This is a genomic window from Acidisoma silvae, from assembly GCF_020618775.1.
GTDB classification, from domain to species: Bacteria; Pseudomonadota; Alphaproteobacteria; order Acetobacterales; family Acetobacteraceae; genus Acidisoma; species Acidisoma silvae.
The window spans coordinates 1-24,650 of the sequence record NZ_JAESVB010000003.1 but is presented as its reverse complement, the minus strand read 5'-3'; the positions used below and the strand labels follow the sequence as shown (position 1 = coordinate 24,650).

Annotated in this window: 22 protein-coding genes and 1 tRNA gene; 14 read left to right on the top strand and 9 right to left on the bottom strand. The window is 63.9% G+C overall.

All coding sequences use genetic code 11. The features are described from left to right. Positions 1 to 56 precede the first annotated feature (56 nt). Positions 57 to 1,082 carry a sugar-binding transcriptional regulator gene (locus ASILVAE211_RS08060; RefSeq protein WP_227320800.1) on the top strand — a complete coding sequence of 342 codons (1,026 nt, stop codon included), beginning with the start codon at positions 57 to 59 and terminating at the stop codon, positions 1,080 to 1,082. Between the two features lie 86 nt (positions 1,083 to 1,168). Here ASILVAE211_RS08060 and tal read toward each other — a convergent pair whose 3' ends face one another. From tal to ASILVAE211_RS08045, 3 genes are all read right to left on the bottom strand, one after another. Next, a complete protein-coding gene (tal, locus tag ASILVAE211_RS08055; protein WP_227320799.1) occupies positions 1,169 to 2,251 on the bottom strand; it encodes a transaldolase in 1,083 nt (360 codons plus the stop codon). A gap of 97 nt (positions 2,252 to 2,348) precedes the next feature. Next, positions 2,349 to 3,341 carry a glucokinase gene (gene glk, locus ASILVAE211_RS08050; RefSeq protein WP_227320798.1) on the bottom strand — a complete coding sequence of 331 codons (993 nt, stop codon included), beginning with the start codon at positions 3,339 to 3,341 and terminating at the stop codon, positions 2,349 to 2,351. Positions 3,342 to 3,481: 140 nt separating this feature from the next. Continuing rightward, entirely contained in the window at positions 3,482 to 4,237 is a 756-nt protein-coding gene (locus tag ASILVAE211_RS08045; protein WP_227320797.1) for a helix-turn-helix transcriptional regulator, read from the bottom strand. A gap of 465 nt (positions 4,238 to 4,702) precedes the next feature. Between ASILVAE211_RS08045 and ASILVAE211_RS08040 the strand changes: the two genes are divergently transcribed. From ASILVAE211_RS08040 to ASILVAE211_RS08030, 3 genes are all read left to right on the top strand, one after another. Beyond that, entirely contained in the window at positions 4,703 to 5,941 is a 1,239-nt protein-coding gene (locus ASILVAE211_RS08040) for a type III PLP-dependent enzyme (protein ID WP_227320796.1), read from the top strand. A gap of 72 nt (positions 5,942 to 6,013) precedes the next feature. Further along, complete coding sequence (locus ASILVAE211_RS08035; RefSeq protein ID WP_227320795.1) at positions 6,014 to 7,420, top strand: homospermidine synthase; 1,407 nt, start codon at positions 6,014 to 6,016, stop codon at positions 7,418 to 7,420. A gap of 64 nt (positions 7,421 to 7,484) precedes the next feature. Next, positions 7,485 to 7,558: transfer RNA gene (locus tag ASILVAE211_RS08030), tRNA-Gly, on the top strand. 69 nt (positions 7,559 to 7,627) lie between these two features. Here ASILVAE211_RS08030 and ASILVAE211_RS08025 read toward each other — a convergent pair. Continuing rightward, on the bottom strand, positions 7,628 to 8,857 hold the full coding sequence (locus ASILVAE211_RS08025) for an argininosuccinate synthase (RefSeq protein ID WP_227320794.1): 1,230 nt from the start codon (positions 8,855 to 8,857) through the stop codon (positions 7,628 to 7,630). Between the two features lie 86 nt (positions 8,858 to 8,943). On the opposite strand from ASILVAE211_RS08025, the gene ASILVAE211_RS08020 reads away from it, so the two are divergent. The 3 genes from ASILVAE211_RS08020 (at position 8,944) to ASILVAE211_RS08010 (ending at position 12,038) form a co-directional block, all read left to right on the top strand. Continuing rightward, complete coding sequence (locus ASILVAE211_RS08020; RefSeq protein WP_227320793.1) at positions 8,944 to 9,903, top strand: DUF2125 domain-containing protein; 960 nt, start codon at positions 8,944 to 8,946, stop codon at positions 9,901 to 9,903. Positions 9,904 to 9,983: 80 nt separating this feature from the next. After that, on the top strand, positions 9,984 to 10,949 hold the full coding sequence (hslO, locus tag ASILVAE211_RS08015) for an Hsp33 family molecular chaperone HslO (RefSeq protein ID WP_227320792.1): 966 nt from the start codon (positions 9,984 to 9,986) through the stop codon (positions 10,947 to 10,949). Positions 10,950 to 10,961: 12 nt separating this feature from the next. Next, entirely contained in the window at positions 10,962 to 12,038 is a 1,077-nt protein-coding gene (locus tag ASILVAE211_RS08010; RefSeq protein ID WP_227320791.1) for an LPS-assembly lipoprotein LptE, read from the top strand. A 61-nt stretch (positions 12,039 to 12,099) separates the two neighbouring features. Here ASILVAE211_RS08010 and ASILVAE211_RS08005 read toward each other — a convergent pair whose 3' ends face one another. The 3 genes from ASILVAE211_RS08005 to ASILVAE211_RS07995 form a co-directional block, all read right to left on the bottom strand. Next, positions 12,100 to 12,900: an arylamine N-acetyltransferase family protein gene (locus tag ASILVAE211_RS08005; RefSeq protein ID WP_227320790.1), complete on the bottom strand. Its 801-nt coding sequence runs from the start codon at positions 12,898 to 12,900 to the stop codon at positions 12,100 to 12,102. A 111-nt stretch (positions 12,901 to 13,011) separates the two neighbouring features. Next, positions 13,012 to 14,463, bottom strand: a complete 1,452-nt coding sequence (gene tldD, locus ASILVAE211_RS08000; RefSeq protein WP_227320789.1) for a metalloprotease TldD — start codon at positions 14,461 to 14,463, stop codon at positions 13,012 to 13,014. Between the two features lie 154 nt (positions 14,464 to 14,617). Continuing rightward, positions 14,618 to 14,881: an usg protein gene (locus tag ASILVAE211_RS07995; RefSeq protein ID WP_227320788.1), complete on the bottom strand. Its 264-nt coding sequence runs from the start codon at positions 14,879 to 14,881 to the stop codon at positions 14,618 to 14,620. A 314-nt stretch (positions 14,882 to 15,195) separates the two neighbouring features. Between ASILVAE211_RS07995 and groES the strand changes: the two genes are divergently transcribed. The 3 genes from groES to ASILVAE211_RS07980 all read left to right on the top strand — a co-directional run bounded on the left by groES (position 15,196) and on the right by ASILVAE211_RS07980 (position 17,670). Continuing rightward, on the top strand, positions 15,196 to 15,483 hold the full coding sequence (gene groES / locus ASILVAE211_RS07990; RefSeq protein ID WP_227320787.1) for a co-chaperone GroES: 288 nt from the start codon (positions 15,196 to 15,198) through the stop codon (positions 15,481 to 15,483). Between the two features lie 70 nt (positions 15,484 to 15,553). Further along, positions 15,554 to 17,197, top strand: a complete 1,644-nt coding sequence (groL, locus tag ASILVAE211_RS07985; RefSeq protein ID WP_227320786.1) for a chaperonin GroEL — start codon at positions 15,554 to 15,556, stop codon at positions 17,195 to 17,197. 269 nt (positions 17,198 to 17,466) lie between these two features. Then, positions 17,467 to 17,670, top strand: coding sequence for a cold-shock protein (locus tag ASILVAE211_RS07980; RefSeq protein ID WP_227309180.1), 204 nt, complete (start codon positions 17,467 to 17,469; stop codon positions 17,668 to 17,670). 113 nt (positions 17,671 to 17,783) lie between these two features. Here ASILVAE211_RS07980 and ASILVAE211_RS07975 read toward each other — a convergent pair whose 3' ends face one another. Further along, on the bottom strand, positions 17,784 to 18,839 hold the full coding sequence (locus ASILVAE211_RS07975; RefSeq protein ID WP_227320785.1) for a glycosyltransferase family 4 protein: 1,056 nt from the start codon (positions 18,837 to 18,839) through the stop codon (positions 17,784 to 17,786). A 235-nt stretch (positions 18,840 to 19,074) separates the two neighbouring features. Next, positions 19,075 to 19,278, bottom strand: coding sequence for a 30S ribosomal protein S21 (gene rpsU / locus ASILVAE211_RS07970; protein ID WP_141459012.1), 204 nt, complete (start codon positions 19,276 to 19,278; stop codon positions 19,075 to 19,077). A gap of 141 nt (positions 19,279 to 19,419) precedes the next feature. Between rpsU and def the strand changes: the two genes are divergently transcribed. The 4 genes from def to clpB all read left to right on the top strand — a co-directional run bounded on the left by def (position 19,420) and on the right by clpB (position 24,458). Then, positions 19,420 to 19,968, top strand: a complete 549-nt coding sequence (gene def, locus ASILVAE211_RS07965) for a peptide deformylase (RefSeq protein WP_227320784.1) — start codon at positions 19,420 to 19,422, stop codon at positions 19,966 to 19,968. 41 nt (positions 19,969 to 20,009) lie between these two features. Then, on the top strand, positions 20,010 to 20,663 hold the full coding sequence (locus ASILVAE211_RS07960) for a COQ9 family protein (protein ID WP_227320783.1): 654 nt from the start codon (positions 20,010 to 20,012) through the stop codon (positions 20,661 to 20,663). A 50-nt stretch (positions 20,664 to 20,713) separates the two neighbouring features. Then, entirely contained in the window at positions 20,714 to 21,769 is a 1,056-nt protein-coding gene (locus ASILVAE211_RS07955) for a transglutaminase family protein (RefSeq protein ID WP_227320782.1), read from the top strand. 97 nt (positions 21,770 to 21,866) lie between these two features. Further along, entirely contained in the window at positions 21,867 to 24,458 is a 2,592-nt protein-coding gene (clpB, locus tag ASILVAE211_RS07950; RefSeq protein WP_227320781.1) for an ATP-dependent chaperone ClpB, read from the top strand. Positions 24,459 to 24,650: the final 192 nt, after the last annotated feature.

Sequence of the window (24,650 nt, the reverse complement as noted above, 5' to 3'; positions counted from 1 at the left end):
TGGACAGATGTCAATCAAGTCTGACAAAGTTACAGCCAAGGGATGAGGGCGTCGGAATGACAGAAACCAAACCGGCCGAGGCGAAGCAGGTCGCGCCCGGCCGCATGCGGCGCGACGCGCTGACGCCCCCTGCGGAATTCGCCGGCGATGCCATCGTCTGGGCAGCCTGGCTTTATTACGAGGAAGGGCTGACGCAGGAGGAAATCGCCCGCACGCTGGGCATTTCGCGCGGTTCCGTTGTCACCATGTTACAGGAAGCGCGGGAGAACGGCACCGTTTCCATTTCGGTCGCGACCGCGCATTTGCGCGGCGTGACTTTGGCGCGGGCGATCATGGCGCGGTTCGGCATCGCGGAATGCCTTGTCGTGCCGGGTGATGACGGGCGCCTGCCGGATCACGAAAGAGTGGGCCATGCGGCGGCCAAGCTGCTGTCTGAGCGACTTCGGCCGGATGACGTGCTCGGCGTGTCCTGGGGGCGCACGGTTCTGGCGGTGTCGCAGGCCATTCCGCCGAAACTGCTGCCCGGCGTCTCCGTCGTGCAGATCACCGGCAGCGCCATCGGCACCTATCGCTTTTCGGCGGAGGCCTGCGCGTCGAATATCGCCAATCGCATTGGCGGGCGCTGCATCTATCTGCATGCGCCGGGCATCGTTTCCAGCCCCGAGGTGAAACAGATGCTGATGCGGGAGCCGACCCTGGTGGAGCAGTTCCGCATCATGAGCAGCTGTAACCGAATCATCTTCGGTGTCGGCAGCGTGGAAGCGTCGAGCACGGCTTTCGACACCGGCTTTCTCTCGCCGGAGGAAGGGCAGCCTTATCGAGACCGCGGCGCAGTGGCTGTTCTGGCCGGGCGTTTCATCGATACCGCGGGCTGTGTCGTGAGCGGCGAGCTGGACGACCGGCTGATCGGCATGACCATCCCTGATATCGCGCAGATCCCCGAGCGCATTTGCGTCGCGGCGGGCCATGACAAGGCGGCACCTATCCACGCGCTGCTGACCGGGGGCTATGTCACGGTGCTGGTGACGGACGAGGCGACTGCGCGGCAGTTGCTGGACCTGCCTGAGCGGTCCGGGGCCTAACGAAAAACGCCCCGGGCTGGGTTACAGCCTGGGGCGTTTCAAGCCGGATGCCGAGGCGGCGGAGCCACCCCGGCAATTGGAAAAGTTCAGCTCAGAACCTTGGACTTCTCGTCGATCGCAGCCATCAGCTCGTGCCAGGATTTCACGAAGCCCTTGGCGCCGGCGGCCTGGAGTTCTTCAGACAGCGCCGTCAGATCGACGCCGGCATCCAGATGCGCCTTCAGGACTTCGGCGAAATTGCCGCCATCCGCCGTCAGGGCGCCCGCAAGCTTGCCGTGATCGGCGAAGGCCAGCAGCGTGCCTTCCGGCATGGTGTTGACGGTGTTCGGCGCGGCCAGACCGGAGATGTAGAGCGTGTCGGACGCATTCTTGTCCTTGGTGCCGGTGGACGCGAAGAGCAGGCGCTGCGGATGGGCGCCGAGGTTCTCCAGGCGCTGCCAGCGGTCGCTGGCCAGCAGGTCGCGATAGGCCTTGTAGGTCTGCTGACCGACGGCGAGGCCGAGGGTGTTCTTGATTTCGGCCGGAACCTTGTCGCCCACCGCGCCGTCCCAGCGGCTGATGAACAGCGAGGCGACGGAACGGACGTCCGGGGACTTGCCTTCGGCGACGCGGCGCTCAAGACCGCGCAGATAGGCTTCGGCGCAGGCAAGGTAATGATCGGCCGAGAAGAGCAGCGTCACGTTGATCGGCACGCCGGCATAGATGGCGTCTTCGATCGCGGGCAGGCCTTCCGGCGTGCCGGGGATCTTGATGAAGAGGTTCGGCTTGTTGGCCTGGGCGTGCAGCGCCTGGGCCTGCTTCACGGTCGCGGCGGTGTCATAGGCGAAAAGCGGGGAGACTTCGAGGGAGACGAAACCGTCCACCGTGCCCGTGCGCTCATAGATCGGCAGGAAGAGGTCGGCGGCGCGGGACAGATCCTGGATCGCCATGTTGAAGAACAGGTCTTCACCCTTGTGGCCGGCATCCAGCTGCTTGTGGATTTCCGCGTCGTACCAGCTGCTTTTGGAGATCGCGTTGTCGAAGATGGTCGGGTTGGACGTCAGGCCCGTAACCGACTTGGTCTCGATATAGCTTTTGAGCGTGCCGCTATCGAGAAGGTCGCGGGTGATATTGTCCAGCCACAGGCTCTGGCCGAGCTCGTTGAGTTCCTTGGGGGCGGTCGAAGCCATGATGCGGTTCCTTTATCGCTTGCCTGTGTGGCGTGTCGTCTGGATATCGGCCGGCACGTCGCAACGCTGAGAGGCGGATTATAGCAGAGAGCGCGGATTATTTCGCTGCCGCTTGTTCCAGTCCGTAGATGGCAACGCCGAGTAGGGCAGCGTTGATCATGATGATATGAACCGGGACATTGCGCAGCATATTCGCAAACCGGCCTTTGGCGGCGAAAGTTTGCATGAAAGCGCCGTCCTGAAGCTGCGGCACCAGGCGCGGCGGCATACCACCTGCCAGATAGATGCCCCCCGTCGCCATCACTTTCAATGCCAGGTTGCCGGCCTCGGCGCCCCAGATATCGATGACGATGCGCATGGTTTCCGCCGCCAGCGGATTATTGTCGGCGTCATGCAGCGCTGCGTTCATGATCAGCGGCGTGCGGTCATGGGCCTCATGCAGCTTGGCGGCGAAAGCGGGCGATTCGGCCGCCGGATCGCGCGAGCGCACGAAGTCATAGACGTTCGGCACGCCGGAGCCGGCGCAGACGCGCTCATACCCCGCATGGCGGAAGCGGTCGGTGATATAGGACCAGAGCCCGTCCTGGATCTGGTTGATGGGCGCGAAATCGGTGTGGCCGCCTTCGGATTCGCAGGCGATATATTTGTCGCCGGTCCAAATCAGGAAGGCTTCGCCAAGACCGGTGCCGGGCGCCATGATGCCGATGGCGGCATTCTGCACCGCGCGTCCGGGATTGATGACCGTCGTCTCCTCCGGCAGCAGATGCGGCACGGCATGGGCGATGGCCTTGAGATCGTTCAGCAGGCTGACGCGCTCAAGCTTCATCTCCCGCGCCAGAACCTTTTCGTCCAGGTTCCAGGGCAGATTGGTGAGATGGGCGTGGCCGTCGATGACGGGACCGGCGACATCGAAAGCGGCGGAGGTAACCTCGACGCCCTTGTTGGCCAGGAATTTTTCGATGATCGGTTCCAGCCCCGGATAGTCCTGGCTGGGAAATTCTTCTTCCGCGACGAAATCACGCGGGCCGCGTGCGGCATCAATCAGGGCGAGGCGGGTTTTGGTTCCGCCAACGTCACCGGCAATGAGCATTTATCAAGCTCCTTCCAGATCGGGTCGATCTGCATCCATGAGCCGGCTTGCCACTCAGACGCTGTATCGCTCGTCCATGACCGATCTCGGCGGCACCATAGCGTGATGCGTGATGAGGTCAAACGCGGCCGGGCGGCCTTTTAGCCGCCTGCCGCGCGGCGTCCTTTCGGCGGGTTTGCCAGCCTTTCCGCCCCGCTCATGATGACGGAGGCGCGCTGCAACATGGCCGCCAGCGAGGCTTGCGAGCTCGTGCCTGTCTGGATCAGCAGCTTCTTGAGGCGCGTGCGCACGGTGCCAATGGGCAGGCTGTGGGTTTCCGCGAATTCGGCCAGGCTGTGGCCTAAAGCCAGGCTTTCCGCCAGTGCCGCATGAGGTGCAGAGAAGCCGAAGGCGGCCGTGGACCAGCCGTGCGCCAGCAGCATGGGGGCGCGCAGTTCGGCAATGGCAACGATAACCAGTGGCTGGCCGGGTATCCCGTGCAACCGCATAAGGGCGCTGGCTTCGTCCTGCCGGGTCAGAAAGCGCAGCAATTCCCCGGTGCCCGTCGTCATCACGCGGCCGACGGCTTCCAGCAGCGCATGGGTATCGCTGGCGCGGCGCACGGTCAGCCGGCCCTGATGCTGGTAGAAGGCCCGCGAGGTTTCGAGCAAAGCCGGGCCGATATTGCTGGAGGCGACGATTTCGCAGTTCTGGCGGACGAGGAAGGTCGGCACCGCGAACATATTGAGGGCGAGCGCCGCTATATTGGGCGCGCCGCCGCGATCGGCCAGCTGCTCGGGTATCAGCATGGCCACCGACGCGATCAGCGCGGCAGCCGATTCAAGCTCCGGCGCCATGACGCTGACCGCCCGGACGGAAGCCGGCGGCATGACTTTGGCACGCTCTGGTGAAATCATGGATTCGTAACCTTACCCCTTGGCCCGAATGCCACGGAGTGCAGCGCTTAGAAAGCCTGTACTAGTCACGCTCTACAAGCATAACCGAGGGGAAAGATCGGCATCCCCACCCCCTGCGTTTATCTTTATATCAGCCTCCGCGCTGACGAACGGCGCAAGGCTTGACGCAATCGCACGTGCCGCGAGCCCTAAAGGGGCACAGCAACGACGTAACGCGTCCTTTTTGGTCCAGCCGGTCCCAACACTGACCGGCGTCCTGAAGGGAAACGATATGTTTTCTGTTACGCACGCTGCGATGCTCTCTCATCGCAAACCTGTCTGAGGATTGTGCCGGCTAGACCGGCCTGATCCACAGCGTTCTCCGTCTGCCCGCAGCCTTCGCTGCCGGTGACGGCATCTTTGCGTTCCATCCTTGTTCAAGACGTCACATTCGCGGCCAACCGCGGGTGTTAGGAGGGTTGCCCGATGAGCCATATTCGTCCCCGGAATGCCGTGACTGCTTTGCGCCGCGCCGCCGCGTCTCCCGTATTCCCGCCGTCCGTGGATGAGATCATCCAGGCTGGCCGGCCCGAGGAAGCGATCCATTGCCTGCGTCCCGGCGTGCTGCGCGCGACGGCTGCCCGTTTCGTCTCGGAATTCCGTGGCGACGTTCTCTATGCCGTGAAATGCAACCCGGACGCCGATGTGCTGGTCTCCCTGTGGGAAGGCGGCGTGCGGCATTTCGACTGCGCCTCCGCCGCCGAAGTGGCCCTGGTGCGCGGCCTGTTTCCCGAAGCCGTCATTCACTTCATGCATCCGGTGAAGGCCCGTTCGGCCATCCGCGACGCCTACCGCGTGCATGACGTGCGCGACTTCGTGCTCGATAGCGCCGACGAGCTGGCCAAGATCATGACCGAGACCGGCCATGCCGATGATCTGGGGCTGGTTGTGCGGCTGGGCCTGCCGAAGGGCAATGCGATGTATGACCTCTCGGGCAAGTTCGGCGCCCCGCTCGAGGAGGCCGTGGCTTTGCTGCGCGCTACCCGCCCGCTGGCCGTGCGTCTTGGCGTCTCCTTCCATGTCGGTTCGCAATGCATGGACCCGCTCGCCTATCGCCGCGCGCTGGCGCTGGCCGGTGAGGCGATCCGTGCCGCCGGTGTCGCGATCGACGTTGTCGATGTCGGTGGTGGTTTCCCGGTGAGCTATCCGGACCTGGAGCCGCCGCCGCTCGGGGCCTATTTCGCCGAGATCGAAGGTGCCTTTGACGATCTGGATCTGCCGAACGCGCGCCTGTGGGCCGAGCCCGGCCGCGCGCTGGTTGCCGCGGGCAGTTCCGTCGTCGTGCAGGTGCAGCATCGCCGCGGCGAGACGCTGTATATCAACGATGGCGTCTATGGCAGCCTGTCGGATGCCGGCGCGCCCGGCTTCCGCTTTCCGGCGCGCCTGATCCGTGACGGCGGCGCGCGGTCGGCGGCGGATCTGGAGGCTTTCGCCTTTTTCGGCCCGACCTGCGACAGCGCCGACTTCATGAAGGGCCCCTTCTTCCTGCCGGCGGATATCCGCGAAGGGGATTGGATCGAAATCGGCCAGCTCGGTGCCTATGGCGCCTGCCTGGCGACGGAGTTCAATGGTTTCGGCTGTGCCGAGACGGTGGCCGTGCGTGACCAGCCCATGCTGCAGACCCCGGGCCATCCGGGTGACGACCTGCTTGATCTGGCGGCCTGACCAAGCTGCCGCCCTCCATTCCGGGGGCGGCGGTTCTTCTCTCACCGTCTTCTCACTCGGGAGTTCTCATCCGTGAAGCATGTTTCCTTTTCGGGCCGCCTGGTCATGGTGGGTTGCGGCAGCATCGGCCAGGGCGTTCTGCCTCTGATTCTGCGCCATATCGGCATGGAGCCGTCCCAGATCACGATCGTCAATTCCGACGAGCGCGGCAGCCGGGTCGCGGCCGAAATGGGCGTGACCTATATTGTGCAGCCGCTGACGCGCGAGAATTTCCGCGATGTGCTGAGCCCGATGCTGGGGCAGGGCGATTTCCTGCTTAACCTTTCGGTCGATGTGTCTTCCGTGGCGCTCATCGCCTTCTGCCGCGATGTCGGCGCGCTCTATCTCGATACCTGCGTCGAGCCCTGGCTCGGCGGCTATACCGATACCTCGCTCTCGGCCTCGCAGCGCTCCAACTACGGGCTGCGCGAGTCCGCTCTGGCTCTGCGTGAGGGCGGCAATAGCGGCCCGACCGCGCTCATCACCCATGGCGCCAATCCCGGCCTCGTGTCGCATTTCGTGAAGCAAGCGCTGCTCAATCTCGCCAATGACACGGGCGTGGTCACGACCGTGCCGACGACGCGCGCCGAATGGGGCGCCCTGGCCCAGACGCTGTCGGTCAAGGTCATCCATATCGCCGAGCGCGACACGCAGGTCGCCAATATCCCGAAAGAGCGCGACGAATTCGTCAATACCTGGTCGGTGGACGGTTTCGTGGGCGAAGGCTGCCAGCCGGCGGAACTCGGCTGGGGCACGCATGAGACGGTCTGGCCGGCGGACGCACGCCGCCACGACTTCGGCTCGGGCGCCGCGATCTATCTGGAACGCCCCGGTGCCTCGACCCGCGTGCGGACCTGGACACCGCTGGAAGGCCCCTTCCACGGTTTCCTGATCACCCATAACGAGTCGATTTCGATTGCCGACTACTACACCGTGAAGAACGGTGATGAGGTCGCCTATCGCCCGACTGTGCACTACGCCTATCACCCGGCCGATGACGCGGTGCTGTCCGTGCATGAGCTGGCGGGCAAGAACTGGAACATGCAGAGCCGCACCCGGCTGATGATGGACGAGATCATCTCCGGCACCGACGAATTGGGCGTGCTGCTGATGGGCCATGCGAATGGCGCCTATTGGTACGGGTCGCGCCTCACCATCGAGGAAGCCCGCAGCCTGGCGCCCTATAACAACGCGACCAGCCTGCAGGTGACGGCGGCGGTACTGGCCGGCGTGATCTGGGCCATGGAAAACCCGGATCGCGGCGTCATCGAACCGGACGCGATCGACCATGACCGCATCCTTGAGATCACCAAGCCTTACCTGGGCGAGGTCGTCGGCGTCTATTCCGACTGGACGCCGTTGCTCGATCGCGGCGTGCTCTTTCCGGAAGCCGTCGATACCAGCGAGCCCTGGCTGTTCGGCAATTTCCGCGTCGTCTGAGGCAAGGGGATTGCCGCTGGGCCTTGCGATACCCGCCGGAAGGCGGGTATCAAGGCTGCCATGGGCGGGCGTAGCATAGTGGTAATGCTCTAGCCTTCCAAGCTAGCTAGGAGGGTTCGATTCCCTTCGCCCGCTCCACGACATTGCCTCAATACAAAAAAGGCCGCGGATCGCTCCGCGGCCTTTTTGCGCAATTATGTCAGTGAATTACGGAGTGCCGCCTTTCCGGCCGGCGGCGGCACCCAGGCGCAGGCGCAGCGCTTGCAGCTTAATGAAGCCCTGCGCATCGACCTGATTATAGGCGCCCTGATCGTCCTCGAAGGTCACGACCTTCATGGAATAGAGGCTGTTCGGGCTTTCGCGGCCGATGACCGTGACATTGCCCTTATACAGCTTCAGGGTGACGCGGCCGCTGACGGAAGCCTGGCTGGTATCGATCAGCGCCTGTAGCATCCGCCGCTCCGGGCTGAACCAGAAGCCGTTATAGATCAGTTCGGCATAGCGCGGCATCAGGCTGTCTTTAAGATGCGCCGCTTCGCGGTCCAGCGTGATGCTTTCGATGCCGCGATGGGCGGCAAGCAGAATGGTGCCGCCCGGCGTCTCATAAATGCCGCGCGACTTCATGCCGACGAAGCGGTTTTCGACCAGATCCAGGCGGCCGATGCCATTGGCCTTACCGAGTGCATTGAGCTGTGTCAGCAGGGTGGCCGGCGACAGCGCCACGCCATTGATCGCGACCGCATCGCCATTATGGAAGTCCATGGTGATGGTCGTCGCCACATCCGGCGCGTCTTCCGGCCGGATGGTGCGCTGGTAGACGATCTCATCCGCTTCGATGGCGGGGTCTTCGAGGATTTTGCCTTCCGACGACGAGTGCAGAAGATTGGCATCGACGGAGAAGGGAGCTTCGCCGCGCTTGTCCTTCGTCACCGGAATCTGGTTCTTTTCCGCGAATTCGATGAGCCGGGTGCGGCTTGTCAGATCCCATTCGCGCCAGGGGGCAATCACCGTCACATCCGGCTTTAGGGCGTAATAGGCGACCTCGAAGCGGACCTGGTCATTGCCCTTGCCGGTCGCGCCATGGGCGACGGCGTCGGCGCCGACCTCTTCCGCGATCTCAATCTGGCGCTGGGCGATGAGCGGCCGGGCGATGGAGGTGCCGAGCAGATACTGGCCCTCATACAGCGCATTGGCGCGGAACATCGGGAAGACGAAATCCTTCACGAAGGTTTCGCGCAGATCGTCGACGAAGATCTGCTTCACACCAGCCATCTCGGCCTTGCGGCGTGCGGGTTCCAGTTCCTCGCCCTGGCCCAGATCGGCCGTAAAGGTCACGACTTCACAGCCATAGGTCTGCTGAAGCCATTTGAGGATAACGCTGGTATCAAGCCCGCCCGAATAGGCGAGCACGACTTTCTTTACGGATTTCGCGGCCATCTTGGTCTCCGGTCACTGACGATCCCACAGAGGCATAAGCATGGGGCAGGGTGGCGACAAGCGTCGCCATCGCGATATGGATGTGCATGAGCAAACGGCGTCGCTTCAGACGGGCTTTTCTGGTCCTGATTTTCCTTCTTCTGGTCCTTGTCGGGGGCTGGACTGGGGTTTGGTATCTTCTGGCCGGGCGGCTGGCGGACAATCTGACCGCTTGGGAAAGCCAGGCCCAGGCGGCGGGCTTCGTCATCCGGCATGACCCGCCGGTGCGAACCGGCTGGCCGATGGCGGCCGGCATCCGGCTGACCCATGTCTCGGTTGAGGCCGATCAGGCCGCTCTGCCGGGTGGCGCCGTCTGGCAGGCGGCTCAGGTGACGCTGGCACGCGACATCCGCCATTCCGGCGATCTGTTCATCGGTATCGACGGGCGGCAGTCCATTGCCCTTGGACACAAGCCGCCGGTCGCCTTCCAGGCGCAGAAGATGGCGGCGCTGGCAGCCTTGCTGCCGGATGGCCGGCTCGGGCTGATCCAGGGCAATGCCTCGGCCATCCTGGCCGCCTGGCCCGCCGGCGAGGGCAAGGTTCAGCCCGTCTCCATCACGGCGATGGCCGCCGCGCTACAGGCGGATGGGCCGGAGACTGTGCTGGCGATGCAGCTGCAGGGCATCGGTCTGCCGCGCTCGCATATGGGGGCGCTGGGCAATCCGAAATTTCTGTCTTTCGACACGGTGATCTCCGGCCCGTCCGCCGCGCCGCAGCTTGCCCTTTGCGCCTTCACGCTCGAAGACGGTCCCCTGACGCTGAACGCGACCGGCCGATTGGCGCTTGCGGCTCGTCAGAAACCGAAAGGCTTGCTCTCGGTATCGGCCAAGGGCTTGAACGTGGCACTCGAAAAACTGGCGGATGAGAAGGTCATGACACGGGCGGAGGCGCGCGCCATGGGGGCGGTCGCCGGCCTGGTGATGACGGCGGATATGCCGGCCGCGCTGTCGCTGGATGACGGTCTCGTAAGGCTTGGGCCAATTCCTTTGTTCCGCTGGCCGCAGTAGAGGCGAGATTGCCGCGAATGGCAGGGTTCAATGCGCAATAGCGGATGGCGAAACCGGTTCTGGCGTCTTAAGTGAGTTGCATGAACGATCTTCCCGCTTTTCTTGATAGTGGCCGTCCCAATCTCCCGGATGTTGTCGTCCCGCAGGGCGTGACGCCGTTTTTCCTGCCCGACCGGCCGGTGCGTGGCCGCCTGATCAAGCTTGGCCCTTTGGCAGAGGCGCTGCTGGGCCGCCATGCGCATAATCCCCATGCCGTCACCCGGCTGGCCGGCAAGGCGCTGGCGCTGACGGCCGCCCTGGCGACGGCTTTGAAATATTCCGGAACCTTCAGCCTTCAGGCAAAGGGCGACGGCCCGGTCAATCTGCTGCTGACCGATTGCACCGATGAGGGCACGCTGCGCGGCTATGCCCGTGGCGACAATGACAGGCTGGCGCTGCTCGACGACGCCGATGCCGCGACGGACGCCGAACTGCTGGGCCAAGGCTATCTGGCCTTCACGGTCGATCAGGGGCCGGAGACGGAGCGGCATCAGGGTATCGTCGCCATCGAAGGCGCCGACCTGTCTGACATGGCTTTGCATTACTTCGCGACCAGCGAGCAGTTTCAGTGCGCCATCCACCTGGCTTGCGCCCAGACCCCGCAAGGTTGGCGGGCGAGCGCGCTGATCCTGGAACGCATCGCCTCGGGCGGCGACGGCAATCTGGCCTTGTCGGATGCCGAGCAGGACGAGAGTTGGAACACGGCGGTGACGCTGGCCGCCACCGTCACCGAGGCCGAACTGCTGGATGACCAGGTAACACCCGAACGGCTGCTGTATCGCCTGTTCCATACAGAGGGCGTGGCCGCCGACCGCGCTCGCGCGCTGGGCTATGGCTGCCGTTGCTCCCGCGCCAAGCTGACCGGCATTCTGGAGCAATTCACTCCGGAAGAGCTGGACGAGATGGTGCAGGGCGACGACATCACCATGACCTGTGAATTCTGCAACATGCATTTCAGCTTTCCCCGTGCCGATCTGCACGGTCAATCTGCCGCTCGCCCGCAATAGGAGAAGACCTTCGTGACACGCTCGATGTTCCGCCATCTGCTGCTTGGCGCCGCGATGTCGGCGCCGCTTCTGCTCGCCGGCTGCGGCGGGGATGATGGTGTGCCGCAAAACTTTCCGCCTTTGCGCTACAACTACCTGGCGCCGATCTCGCTCAATGTCGCGTCCATCCAGACGCAGGTGGCCTTCGCGGGCGGCCAGAATGGCACAGACCTCGATCCGATGAGCCCTGAAGCGCCGTTGCAGGCGGTGCAGCAGCTGATCCAGGATCGTCTGGTCGCGGGCGGTGGCGGCGGCACGGCGACAATCACCGTCAACAGCGCCTCGATCAATCAGGTGAATGACACGGCGGTGGGCAATATCTCGCTGCGCCTGACCGTGCGCTCGGCCGATGGGCGGTCCCGTGGCTATACGGATGCCAGCATCAGCCGCACGCGCACCATGCCGGACGATACCAGCCAGGCGGCGCTGCGCGCGTTCCTGTATGCCATGACGCAGGACATGGTGAACGCCGAGAATGTCGAGCTTGAATATCAGATTCGCCAAAACCTGCCGCGCTGGATCGTGGGCGGCGGCTCTGCCGTGATCGGCGGCCCGTCCGGGCCGACGCCCGTGCAGGCGGTGCCGCTGAGCGGTCCTGGCGCGCCCGTGATGGGCGCGGCCATGCCGCTGACGGCACCTCAGCCGCTGGGCGCGACCCAGCCGGCGCCCGCCATGCCCGCCATGCCCGGCATGACGATGCCGGCTGCCGTCACCGCACCGCCGGTCAATACCGATACGATGCCGGGCGGCGATTTGGGCATGCCGCAGGGCAATCCGGTGCCGACCGACCAGGACCTGTCATCCCCGGCTGTGCCGGCCATGCCCGGTGCGCCGACGCAGCTGACGCCGGCCATGCCGGCCGGTGCAGCCGCTATGCCGCAGCTTGTTCCCGTTCAGCCGAATGGCACGATGGGCGCAGCTGTGCCGGCCGCTGCCATTCCGGCGCCGGCGTCGGCTCCGACACCCGCCCCGGCCCCTGTGGCACCCAAGCCGGCGGCGCCCGCATCATCGGGCGTCCTGCCGCCGCTGCCGGCCAATATCACGCCGTAAGCGGGTCGGTCTTTTCACGTGGAACAGGCGGCGTCATTCAGTCCCTGTTCCACGATGGACCTCAGCTCCAGTCCGGGATTCCCGACGCCGTCAGGCTTTCGACTTCAGGAAGGTCGATTCCGAAACGCTCGGCCAGCAGATGCCGCAAAGCCCGACGGTCGGCCAATTCCCAGGTTTGAGATTCGCCCGCCCGCCAAAGCGTGACATTGCGATTCATGACCGAGACCCGTCCGTCCGGCGTGAAGCGGTTCATCATGATGGCCGTGGTGAAGATCGACGCTGGATGGGTCGAAACGAAGTGGTTCGAGACATCGGCATCGATCGGATAGTCGGTCGCCAGTTCGGTGACCCAAAGCTCCGTCTCGGTTGCGCCGTCCCGTCCGTGCAGAACCCAGGCTCCGTCGGCAAAGCTGAACCAATGGTTGGTGCCGGTGGCGGGGGATGCGCCGATATCGGCCAATAGCACCGGGCCGCGTGCCGCTGGGCCGCCGAAGCCGGGATCAGCGACGAACCGCCCTTCCGGCAGATCGACCAGCACGAAGAGATGCGTGCGGGACGACAAATGCCTCGGAGCCGCCAAAACCACGCGCGCCAAATGGCACGAGGTGCGAAAGCCGATCGCCTGCAAGACAGCGTCAAAAAGCGTTGCCTGTTCAAAGCAATAGCCGCCGCGTCGGCCGCCGATCAGCTTACGCTGGATATCGCCCAGATCGAGACTGATGCGGCGGCCCAGCAGCACGTCCAGATTTTCGAAGGGGATTGCGCAAAGATGGGCCTGGATCAGGCCAGTCAGCGTTGCGAGGTCAGGCGCAAGCGGTCCCACCCATTCAATGCGGCGCAGGTAGCTTTCAAGATCGAGCATGCACGAATCCGGTTAATGATCACCCTCTTCCCAATAGACGCCGGGAGGAGGGGATCGTCACCGGGGAAAGCGGAACCGCAACGAAAGCGCTGGCCTTCGTTGCGCAGCACTTCAGCGCGCGGTGCCGCCGATGGTCAGGCCCGCCATCTTCAGATGTGGCTGGCCGACGCCGACGGGCACGCCCTGGCCCTGCTTGCCGCAGGTGCCGATACCGGGGTCGAGCGCCATGTCATTGCCAATCATCGTGACCTTGGTCAGCGCGTCCGGTCCGTTACCGATGATGGTCGCGCCCTTCACCGGGGCGCCAAGCTTGCCGTCCTCGATCATATAGGCTTCGGAGGCCGAGAAGACGAACTTGCCCGATGTGATGTCCACCTGGCCGCCGCCGAAATTCACGGCGTAAAGGCCGCGCTTGGTCGAGCGGATCATTTCCTCCGGCGTATGGGCGCCGTTCAGCATGACCGTATTGGTCATGCGCGGCATCGGCGCGTGGGCATAGGACTGGCGCCGGCCATTGCCGGTGGCGCGCATATTCATCAGCCGGGCGTTCAGCCGGTCCTGGATATAACCGACCAGGATGCCGTCCTCGATCATGACCGTGCGGCTGGTCGGCGTGCCTTCGTCATCGACCGTCAGGCTGCCGCGCCGGTCGGGCAGGGTGCCGTCATCGACGATGGTGACGCCGGGGCTGGCCACGCGCTGGCCCAACAGGCCGGCGAAGGCCGAGGTTTTCTTGCGGTTGAAGTCGCCTTCCAGCCCATGGCCGATCGCTTCATGCAGCAGGATGCCGGGCCAGCCGGAGCCGAGCACGACTTCCATCTCCCCGGCCGGTGCTGCGACGCTTTCCAGATTGAGCAGCGCCTGGCGCAGAGCCTCGTCGGCGGCAGCGCGCCAGATCGCGCCATCCATGATCTGGGCATAGGAGAAGCGGCCACCGGTGCCGTGGCCGCCGGTCTCCCGCCGGCCGTCCTGTTCGACCACGATCGAGACGTTGAGGCGCACAAGCGGCCGCAGGTCCGCGACCCGGCTGCCGTCGGCGCGCAGAATCTGCACGGCCTGCCACTCGCCGTAGAGCGAAGCCATCACCTGCGTCACGCGCGGGTCGAGTGCGCGGGCATAGGCGTCGATTTCGGACAGAAGCGCGGCGCGGACGGCGAATTCCGTCGTGCGCAGCGGATTGTCGCCGCTGTAGAGGCGCTGATTGGTTGCCTGGGGGGCGGCCATGAATTCCCCGGAATGGCCGGCGCGTACCGCCCGCACGCTGTCGGCCGCGCGGTTCAGTGCCGCTTCTGAAATTTCGCCCGCATGGGCATAGCCGGTGGCCTCGCCCGAAACGGCGCGAAGGCCAAAGCCGAGGGCGGTGTCGGAACTGGCGGTGCGGATGCGCCCGTCTTCCAGGGCCAGGGCCTCGCTCTCCCGATATTCCAGGAAAAGCTCGCCGTCATCGGTGCCGGTCAGCGTGTCCTGCACCAGCCGCTCGGCGGCGGCACGATCAAGCGCGCTGCCGTCCTGGCCGAAGAACAGCCCGTCGGTGGTTTCCAGTGGGGTCGCGGAGGGCAGCATGGCTTGGGGACTTTCACAAGTTCGGGCAGGCGGCGCGGTGGTGCCGGCCCCTGGCAGGCAGATGGCGATGCCAGAGGCCTATTGCACCATCACAGTCCTGCCTTGGGCAAGCACCGTGTCATGCGATGCCTGCGCGGCCGTTGTGAAAGGACGGTTAGTGAAGGGTAAGACTGACATCTACATGACGCCATTGCGGCGGGGCGATGAGGCTGCCCGCGTGGCTGACGCGGACGGAGTGCAGCGGTCCCTCGATCTCGCGTTTCCAGAAAGCGAGGAAACGGTGCAGCGTCGGATAGTCCGGGGCCAGATCCATCTCCTGCCAGATATAGCTCTGCAATACGGCGGGGTGGTCAGGCAGATGATAAAGGATTTCCGCGGTCGTGAGGCGAAAGTCACGCAGCTGGAGAGCCAGGGTCATTCTGTCATCCTTGCCGTTTGAAGGGGTCTGCCGTCGCCGATCTCATGCTGTGGATCTTCGGGATGAAGCGCGCGCTTGCCCCGAAGCAAATGGACGATGGCAAGTTCATCAATCTGACACAAGAAAAAACACAGTAAGATCAGCATATTAGCACTCGACTATTGAGAGTGCTGCCGAAATCATTGACAGTCCTTGGGGGAGTAGTTAGACCGCTGGCACTCTCACGAAGAGAGTGCCAAGACGCGCAGGCCGGTGCCGCTTTTTGGGCTGGTTGCGGGTTGACGCTCAACAAACCCCATTCAGGAGCGATCCGAATGAAGTTCCGTCCCCTACACGACCGCGTTGTTGTTCGCCGCTTGACCGCGGAAGAGAAGACCTCCGGCGGCATCATCATTCCCGATACCGCCAAGGAAAAGCCGATGGAAGGCGAAGTCATCGCCGTCGGCGCCGGCGCCCGTAACGAGCAGGGCGCGATCGTCGCTCTGGACGTGAAGGCCGGCGACAAGATCCTGTTCGGCAAGTGGTCTGGCACCGAGGTCAAGATCGATGGTGAAGAACTCCTGATCATGAAGGAGTCTGACATCATGGGTGTGATCGCCTAATCACGCGACGGCGGCCTTAGGGCGCCTCGCTTAAACCGATCCTGTCTCTATTTTAGAAGGACGTAGTCCAATGGCAGCGAAAGACGTTCGCTTCTCCACCGACGCACGGGCCCGCCTGCTGCGCGGCGTCGATATTCTGGCCGATGCCGTTAAGGTGACGCTGGGTCCCAAGGGCCGCAATGTCGTCATCGACAAGAGCTTCGGCGCTCCGCGCATCACCAAGGACGGTGTGACGGTCGCCAAAGAAATCGAGCTGGCTGACAAGTTCGAGAACATGGGCGCCCAGATGGTGCGCGAAGTGGCCTCGAAGACCAATGACCTGGCCGGCGACGGCACGACGACCGCGACCGTGCTGGCCCAGGCCATCGTGCGCGAAGGCCTGAAGGCCGTTGCCGCCGGCATGAACCCGATGGATCTGAAGCGCGGCATCGACAAGGCCGTCGGTCTGGTCGTTACCGAGATCAAGACCCGCTCCAAGAAGATCAACTCCCCGTCCGAGACCGCCCAGGTTGGCACCATTTCCGCCAACGGCGAGGCCGATATCGGCCAGAAGATCTCGGAAGCGATGCAGAAGGTCGGCAACGAGGGTGTCATCACCGTCGAAGAGAGCAAGGGCATTGAGACCGAGCTCGACGTTGTCGAAGGCATGCAGTTCGACCGCGGCTATGTCTCCCCCTACTTCATCACCAATCCGGATAAGATGGTGGCTGACCTCGACAGCCCCTACATCCTGATCCACGAGAAGAAGCTCTCCGGCCTGCAGCCGATCCTGCCGCTGCTGGAAGCCGTTGTTCAGTCCGGCAAGCCGCTGCTGATCATCGCCGAAGACATCGAAGGTGAGGCTCTCGCCACCCTCGTCGTCAACAAGCTGCGTGGCGGCCTGAAGATCGCGGCCGTGAAGGCTCCGGGCTTTGGCGATCGCCGCAAGGCCATGCTGGAAGACATCGCGATCCTGACCGGTGGCCAGGTCATCAGCGAAGATCTCGGCATCAAGCTTGAGACCGTGACGCTGAACATGCTCGGCCGCGCCAAGAAGGTGCTGATCGAGAAAGAGAACACCACGATCGTCGAAGGCGTGGGCTCGAAGGAAGACATCGCCGGCCGTTGCGCGCAGATCCGCGCTCAGGTCGAAGAGACCTCCTCCGACTACGACCGCGAGAAGCTCCAGGAGCGTCTGGCGAAGCTCGCCGGTGGCGTGGCCGTGATCCGCGTTGGCGGCTCGACCGAAGTCGAAGTGAAGGAGCGCAAGGATCGCGTCGATGACGCGCTGCATGCGACCCGCGCGGCGGTTGAAGAAGGCATCGTTCCGGGCGGCGGCGTCGCCCTGGTGCGCGCTTCCACGATCCTCGTCGGTGTTAAGGGCGACAATGCCGACCAGACCTTCGGCGTCGACATCATCCGCAAGGCCATCCAGGCTCCGCTGCGTCAGATCGCTGAGAATGCCGGTGCCGATGGCGCCGTCATCGCCGGCAAGACGCTGGAGAAGGACGACTACAACTGGGGCTACGACGCGCAGAGCGGCGAGTTCAAGGACCTGGTTGCGGCCGGCATCATCGACCCCGCGAAGGTCGTGCGCACGGCTCTGCAGGATGCGGCCTCCGTTGCCGGTCTGCTCGTGACGACCGAGGCGATGGTCGCCGAGCGTCCCGAGAAGAAGGCTGCTCCGATGCCGGGCGGTGGCGGCATGGGCGGCATGGGCGACATGGACTTCTAAGATCGTGATTTCGCCGGGGCGGGAGGTCATCCTCCCCGGCGGATTTTCCGTTCTAGTTCAGGAACAAGGGGCAGGCATCGTCTGCCCCTTTTTCTATGTCCGGACTGGGAATTCCATAGTGATTGACAACCCCTTCCGTTTTCTGCATGGCTAATGCGCATTCAAATTCTGGCCTAATCTTGTTGCGCCTCTGTCTGGCGGCGTCGTCAAGTCTACAAGGCCCGATTGTTGCGGCGCGCGGTTTATCGAAGACGGAGATGGGTACAGCTATGGCGATCGGCACTGTTAAGTGGTTCAACACCACCAAGGGCTTTGGTTTCATTATGCCCCAGGATGGTGGCAAGGACGTTTTCGTCCATATTACAGCGGTCCAGGCCGCTGGCCTGCGCGGCCTGAACGAGGGCCAGAAGGTCAGCTACGAAGTCGCCATGGAGCGCGGTAAGGCAGCCGCGACGAACCTGAAGGCGATCTGATACCGATCTTCTCGGGTTCCTGCCGGGAGCCTTTCTGGACCGTGCATGAATAAAAAGGGCGCGCCTTGCGGCGCGCCCTTTTGTGCGGCGTGGTGGTTTTAGAAGGCGCTCGGTCAGCGAACCAGACGCAGGCGCGGGCGGTTGGCCTGGGTCAATTCGCGATAGATCGTCAGATAATCCTCCGCCATGCGGCGCGCGGTGAAGCGCGTGTCGAAGGTGGCGCGCACGACGTCGCGCGAAATCTCCGTCAGGTGGCGAAGCGCGGCAATCGCGCCCTTTTCGTCCTCGACGATGAAGCCGGTGACGCCATCGTCGATGATCTCGGGCACCGAGCCGTGGTTATAGGCGATCACCGGCGTGCCGCAGGCCATGGCCTCGATCATCACCAGGCCGAAAGGTTCCGGCCAGTCGATCGGCATCAGAAGCGCCTTGGCACCGCTGAGGAAGGCGGGCTTCTGGGATTCGTTGATCTCTCCCACCAGTTCCACGCCACCGCCTTCGGCGATCAGCGGTTGGATGACGGTCTCGAAATATTCCTGGTCGACCTTGTCAACCTTGGCCGCGATCTTCAGCGGAATGCCGGCGGCCCGCGCGATGCGGATGGCGCGGTCGGGACGCTTTTCCGGGCAGATACGGCCGAGGAAGGCGAGGTAGGTCGGTTCGATTGCCTGCGGCGCCAAAAGATTGGCGGGCAGGCCATGCAGCACGGTGCCGACGTAATTGGCTTCCTTCAGCGGCCGGCGCTGCGATTCCGAGATCGAAATTACGTTCATATCCGGCAGTTCGGCATAGACCGGCTTCAGCTCCGGCAGGTCCAGGCGACCATGCAACGTCGTCACGTAGGGAATATTGTGCCGGGCAAAGAGCGAGGCAGGCCAATAGTCAAGATGGAAGTGCAGCACGTCGAACTCGTCGGCGCGGCGGCGCACCCGTTCCAGCAGCATGGCAAGCGGGGCCAGGCTGTCACGAATGGTGGGGTCCAGGCGCAGCGCCTGCGGCCAAACCGCATCAAGCTCTGCCTTGGTGACGCTATCGCCGCTGGCGAAGAGGGTCACGTCATGGCCGAGAGCGACAAGTTCCTCGGTCAGGTAAGAAACAACGCGCTCGGTCCCACCATAGAATTTGGGGGGAACGGCTTCCGCGAGGGGCGCGATCTGGGCAATTCGCATGCTACTCTCTCCTGCGTCGCTGGGGCATCTGCCTTGCTGCAACAACAGATAAGAAGCGTTTTGGGCCATGCTGAGGCAAAGCCGTGCCACACTTGCCACAGTTCCGCAGTTACAGCTGTAACAGACGGAAATGCTTTGAAATTTAGCCGCTATCACAAGATGGTGCGACGCAGCAGGCAACAAAAAACCCGCCGGTAAGGGCGGGTTCTTTGAAATCGCAGAAAGCCAGAAAGCTTTAGAAGCCTTCACGCTCCAGGCGCTTGCGCTCCATCTTGCGGGCGCGGCGCACGGCTTCGGCGGCTTCGCGCGCGCGGCGCTCGGACGGCTTTTCGAAATGGCGACGCAGCTTCATTTCGCGAAAGATTCCTTCGCGCTGCATCTTCTTCTTAAGCGCCTTGAGCGCTTGATCAACATTGTTGTCACGAACGAGAACCTGCACTTGGTCGCCTGCTCCATCTCATGGAATTGCTATAAAGGGTCGGGACCACAAACGTCTGCATGTCCCGGATCAGGCGGGCGCTATACCATGGCCCGTCGCCTGCTCCAAACGCTTTCCGTTTCACACTTGTTGGAGCTGACATTGGCTATTCTCAAAATCGCGCGCATGGGCCACCCGGTTCTTTTGCAGGAGGCATTGCCCGTCGAGGATGTGGCGTCCCCCGAGATTCAGCGTCTGATCGACGATATGATCGAGACCATGATGGATGCCGGCGGCATTGGCCTCGCTGCCCCGCAAGTCCATGTTCCGCTTCGCCTTTTTGTCTTCCATGTGCCGGCCGCGCGGGCTGCCGAGGGGGAAGGGGAGAGCCAGGACGACGGCCTTCCGCCACAGGCGCTGATCAACCCGGTCATCACCCCCATTAGTCCCGAACAGCGTCTGGGCTGGGAGGGCTGCCTGTCGATTCCGGGCCTGCGCGCCGCTGTCCCTCGCTTCGCGCAGATCACCTATTCCGGTCTGGATCGCTCCGGCGCTTCGCTGGAACGTAATGCAAGCGGATTGCACGCTGTCGTTATACAACACGAGTATGACCATCTCGACGGCGTCCTCTACCCGATGCGCATGAGCGACTTCTCTCTCATGGGTTTCAACGAGGAACTGGCCCGCTTTCAGCCGGTTCTGCCCCATTAGGGGCTATACCCCTGCGTAAGAAGCATGAAAGAAGCCGAGCTATGATCGAGACTCCTGACCTGCTTTTGAATGACGAAGACCTCGCCACGCTAGGGATCATGCTGCCGCAGGTGCCTTTCCACGGCTGGACCCGCCGCGCCCTTGTCGCCGGTCTGCGGGACGCCGGTCGGGATGCCGCGGAAGCGGAATGGCGTTTCGCCGGTGGCGCACCCGCGATGATCGCGCTGTTCTTCGCGCGGGCTTTGTCACGCGCCGTGACAGCCGCCGGGCCGCAGGTCGGCAGCGAAATCCGGCTGTCCAAGCGGGTGCGCGCCATCGTCGCCAGCCTGTTGCAGGAATTGGGGCCGGATAAGGACGCGCTGCGCCGGGCCATCACCTGGCTGGCGCTGCCGCTGAACGCCGGCCGGACGGCGGCCATTGTTTCCCGTCTCGTGAATGGCATCTGGGCGGCAGCCGGCGATCAGTCGATGGATGCCAGCCGCCATACCAAGCGGGCGACGCTGGCGGCCATTCTGGTGCCGACGCTCCTGTTCTTTCTGTCCGACATGGATTTCGACAACGAGCCGACGCTGGCCTTCTTTGACAGGCGGCTTCAGGGCGTGGGCCGGATCGGCCGGCTGCGCGCCCGCATGAAATCGGGCTGTGACGGGGCTATCGGCCGGCGGGCCCGTTTTCCACGCAGGGCGGCAGCATGACTGACGCCGGCTGTCACGGTGCCGTCACGCTGAGCGGGCTAGGATAAGCCATGCCCCGGGTCCGCATCGTCCATACCACGGAATATATCTATCGCCGGCCGGTCAAGCTGACGGAGCATCGGCTGATGATGCGTCCGCGCGACAGCCATGACCTTCGTCTCATGGAAGCAACGCTCGGCATTATCCCGCCGGGGGCAAGCACCCGCTGGGCGCATGACGTCTTCAACAATTCCGTTTGCCTGCTCGATTGGGCGCATGGGTCGACCAGCAAGCTGCGCATCGTCTCCCGGCTGGACCTGCAGCATTATCCGGTCGCGACCGAATTGCCGCTGGATCCGGCGGCGGAAATCTATCCCTTCCGCTATGCCGGCAATGAATATCCCGATCTCAGCCGGCTGATCGAGCCGCATTATCCGGATCCTGACCGCCGGGTCGAAGCCTGGGCGCGGCGCTTTCTGCGCCCGGAGGGCAATACGCCGACCTGGGAATTGCTCATCGCCATGACCAAGGCGATCAAGGCGGAATTCACCTATGAGGGCCGCGACTCCAAAGGCACCTATGGGCCGCTGCATACGCTGGCTCAGAAGCGCGGCGCTTGCCGGGATTTCGCGGTGCTGATGATGGAGGCCGCGCGCAGCCTTGGCTTCGCGGCGCGGTTCGTCTCGGGCTACCTTTATGATGAAGCGCTGGTCGACAGCGTTGATCCCATGGTCGGCGGCGGTGCGACCCATGCCTGGTGCAGCATCTATCTGCCCGGTGCGGGCTGGGTGGAATTCGACCCCACCAATGGTCTGGTCGCCGGCCGCAACCTCATTCGCGTCTGTTCCGCGCGTGAGCCCTATCAGGCGACGCCGCTGTCGGGCGGCTATATCGGCGAGCCCGAGGATTTCGTCTCCATGACCGTCAATGTCGAGGTCACGGTCGGCGAGCCGAAGCCTGAAGCCGAGAAACGGCCGGTGCCGCCGCCTGCCGCGCCCGTCGAGCGGGAAGCGGCCGTGTCGACCTGCCTGGCGGATGCGCCGATCGCGGCGGGGACGGAAGCATCCGCCGATCGGCGCGATGCGGATGAACGTTCTTTTGCGAGTCTCGACCTCACGACCCCTTGAGGTCGCGCAAATCGCTTCCTACTTTCATGCGGTAAAGTGACGCTGTCGCCTGTTGAGGGGCAGTCGGTCACAGGTCGCCTGATTGAGGGACAGAAATATGGATATTGAGAAATTCACCGAGCGGTCGCGTGGCTTCCTGCAGGCCGCGCAGACCATTGCCATCCGCGAATTCCACCAGCGGATCACGCCTGATCATCTGCTCAAAGCGCTGCTGGACGACCCCGAGGGCGCTGCGTCCGGCCTCATTCGCGCCGCCGGCGGTGACCCGGCGGTGGCCGCGCGTGCGGTCGAGGTCGAAATCGCCCGCCAGCCCAAGGTGCAGGGCGGCGGTGCCGGCCAGCCGCAGATCACCCCAGAACTCGTGCGCGTGCTCGATGCCGCGCAGACGGCGGCTCAACGCGCCGGCGACGATTACGTGGCGCAGGACCGGCTGCTGGTGGCGCTTGCCGCCAGCGACGGACCGGCGGCCCGTGCGCTCCGTGACGCCGGCGCGCCGGCCCAGGCGCTGGACCGCGCCGTGACGGATATGCGCAAGGGCCGCAAGGTCACCAGCCAGGCGGCGGAATCGACCTTCGACGCGCTTAAGAAATACGCCCGCGACGTGACCGAGCTGGCTCGCAACGGCAAGCTGGACCCGGTCATCGGCCGTGATGAGGAAATCCGTCGCACCATTCAGGTTCTGGCCCGCCGCACCAAGAACAATCCGGTGCTCATCGGTGAGCCCGGCGTCGGCAAGACGGCCATTGTCGAGGGGCTGGCGCTGCGCATCGTCAATGGCGACGTGCCGGAGGCGCTGAAGAACAAGAAGCTGCTGGCGCTCGACCTGGGCGCTATGGTCGCCGGTGCCAAATTCCGTGGCGAGTTCGAGGAGCGGCTGAAGGCCGTGCTGCAGGAGATTGAAGCGGCGCAGGGCGAAGTCGTGCTGTTCATCGACGAGATGCATACGCTGGTCGGTGCCGGCAAGGCCGATGGCGCTATGGACGCGTCCAACCTGCTGAAGCCGGAACTGGCGCGCGGCGCGCTGCATTGCATCGGCGCCACCACGCTCGACGAATACCGCAAGCATGTCGAGAAGGACGCGGCCCTGGCGCGGCGCTTTCAGCCTGTCTTTGTAGGCGAGCCCTCGGTCGAGGATACGATTTCGATCCTGCGCGGCATCAAGGAGAAATACGAGCTGCATCACGGCGTGCGCATCACCGATGGCGCGCTGGTGGCGGCGGCCACCCTCTCCAACCGCTATATCGCTGACCGCTTCCTGCCGGATAAGGCCATCGACCTGATGGACGAGGCGGCCAGCCGGCTCCGCATGCAGGTCGACAGCAAGCCCGAGGAGTTGGACGAGCTGGATCGCCGCCTGCTGCAGCTCAAGATAGAGCGCGAGGCGCTGAGGCGTGAGGAGGACGCGGCCTCGCGGGACCGGCTGGAGAAGCTGGAGCATGAGATCGCCGATCTGCAAGAGCGTTCGGATGCCCTGACGACCGCCTGGCGGAACGAGAAGGATCGTCTGCAGGACGCGCAGAAGCTGACCGAAAAGCTCGACCATGCGCGGAGCGAGGCGGAGATTGCCGAGCGTCAGGGCAATTACGCCCGCGCCGGTGAGCTGCGCTACGGCGTCATTCCGAAGCTGGAGCAGGAGATCGCGGCCAGCCAGTCCGGCGAGGGCGATAGCCGCCTGGTCAATGAAGCGGTGACGGAGGAGCAGATCGCTTCCGTCGTCTCGCGCTGGACCGGCGTGCCGATGGAACGGATGCTGGAAGGTGAGCGGTCCAAGCTGCTGCGCATGGAGGATGACCTGCGCCATCGCGTCGTCGGCCAGGAGGATGCGCTGAGGGCTGTGGCCAATGCGGTCAGGCGGGCGCGGGCCGGCCTGCAGGATCCGAACCGGCCGATCGGCAGTTTCCTGTTCCTCGGCCCGACCGGCGTCGGCAAGACCGAGCTGACCAAGGCGCTGGCGTCCTTCCTTTTCGATGACGAGAAGGCGCTGCTGCGCATCGACATGAGCGAGTTCATGGAGAAGCACGCGGTCTCCCGGCTGATCGGCGCGCCGCCGGGCTATGTCGGGTACGACGAGGGTGGGGTGCTGACCGAAGCCGTGCGGCGGCGGCCCTATCAGGTGATCCTCTTCGATGAGGTCGAGAAGGCGCATGAGGATGTCTTCAACATCCTGTTGCAGGTACTGGATGACGGGCGGCTGACGGACGGCCAGGGCCGGACGGTCGATTTCCGCAATACGATCATCGTGCTGACCAGCAATCTGGGCAGCGAGATTCTGGCGGCGCAGCCGGAAGGCGAGGCGGCGGCCATGGTGCAGGGCGAGGTGATGACTATCGTGCGGATGCATTTCCGCCCGGAATTCCTCAACCGGCTGGATGAGGTGATCCTGTTCCGTCGTCTTCAGCGGGTGGATATGGCGTCGATCGTGGATATCCAGCTTGCCCGGCTGCGGTCTCTCCTGGCGGATCGCAAGATTACGCTCAGCCTCGATGCGGCGGCTCAGGAATGGCTGGCGGCGGAAGGCTATGACCCGGTCTACGGGGCGCGGCCGCTGAAGCGCGTCATTCAGCGGCAATTGCAGAACCCGCTGGCCGGGCTGCTGCTGGAAGGGGCCATTCATGACGGCGAGACGGTGCCGGTGACGGCCGGTCCGGATGGCTTGATCATCAATGGCAGGCTCGCCGACGCGGCCTGATCGGGCCAGTCAGACAAGGCTAATCCCAGGCTTTTCGGCCTGGGATTAGCGCTTTCTGCATATCGTCACACTGACCACACATAATTTTGCATGGCCTGCATTCCTACCAAGGAAGTGGGTTTTATCAAGCGTCGATGGCCCGTTTCAGCGCTTATCTCGTTGTTTTCTTTTGATTTTTCGTTCTTTTTTCTT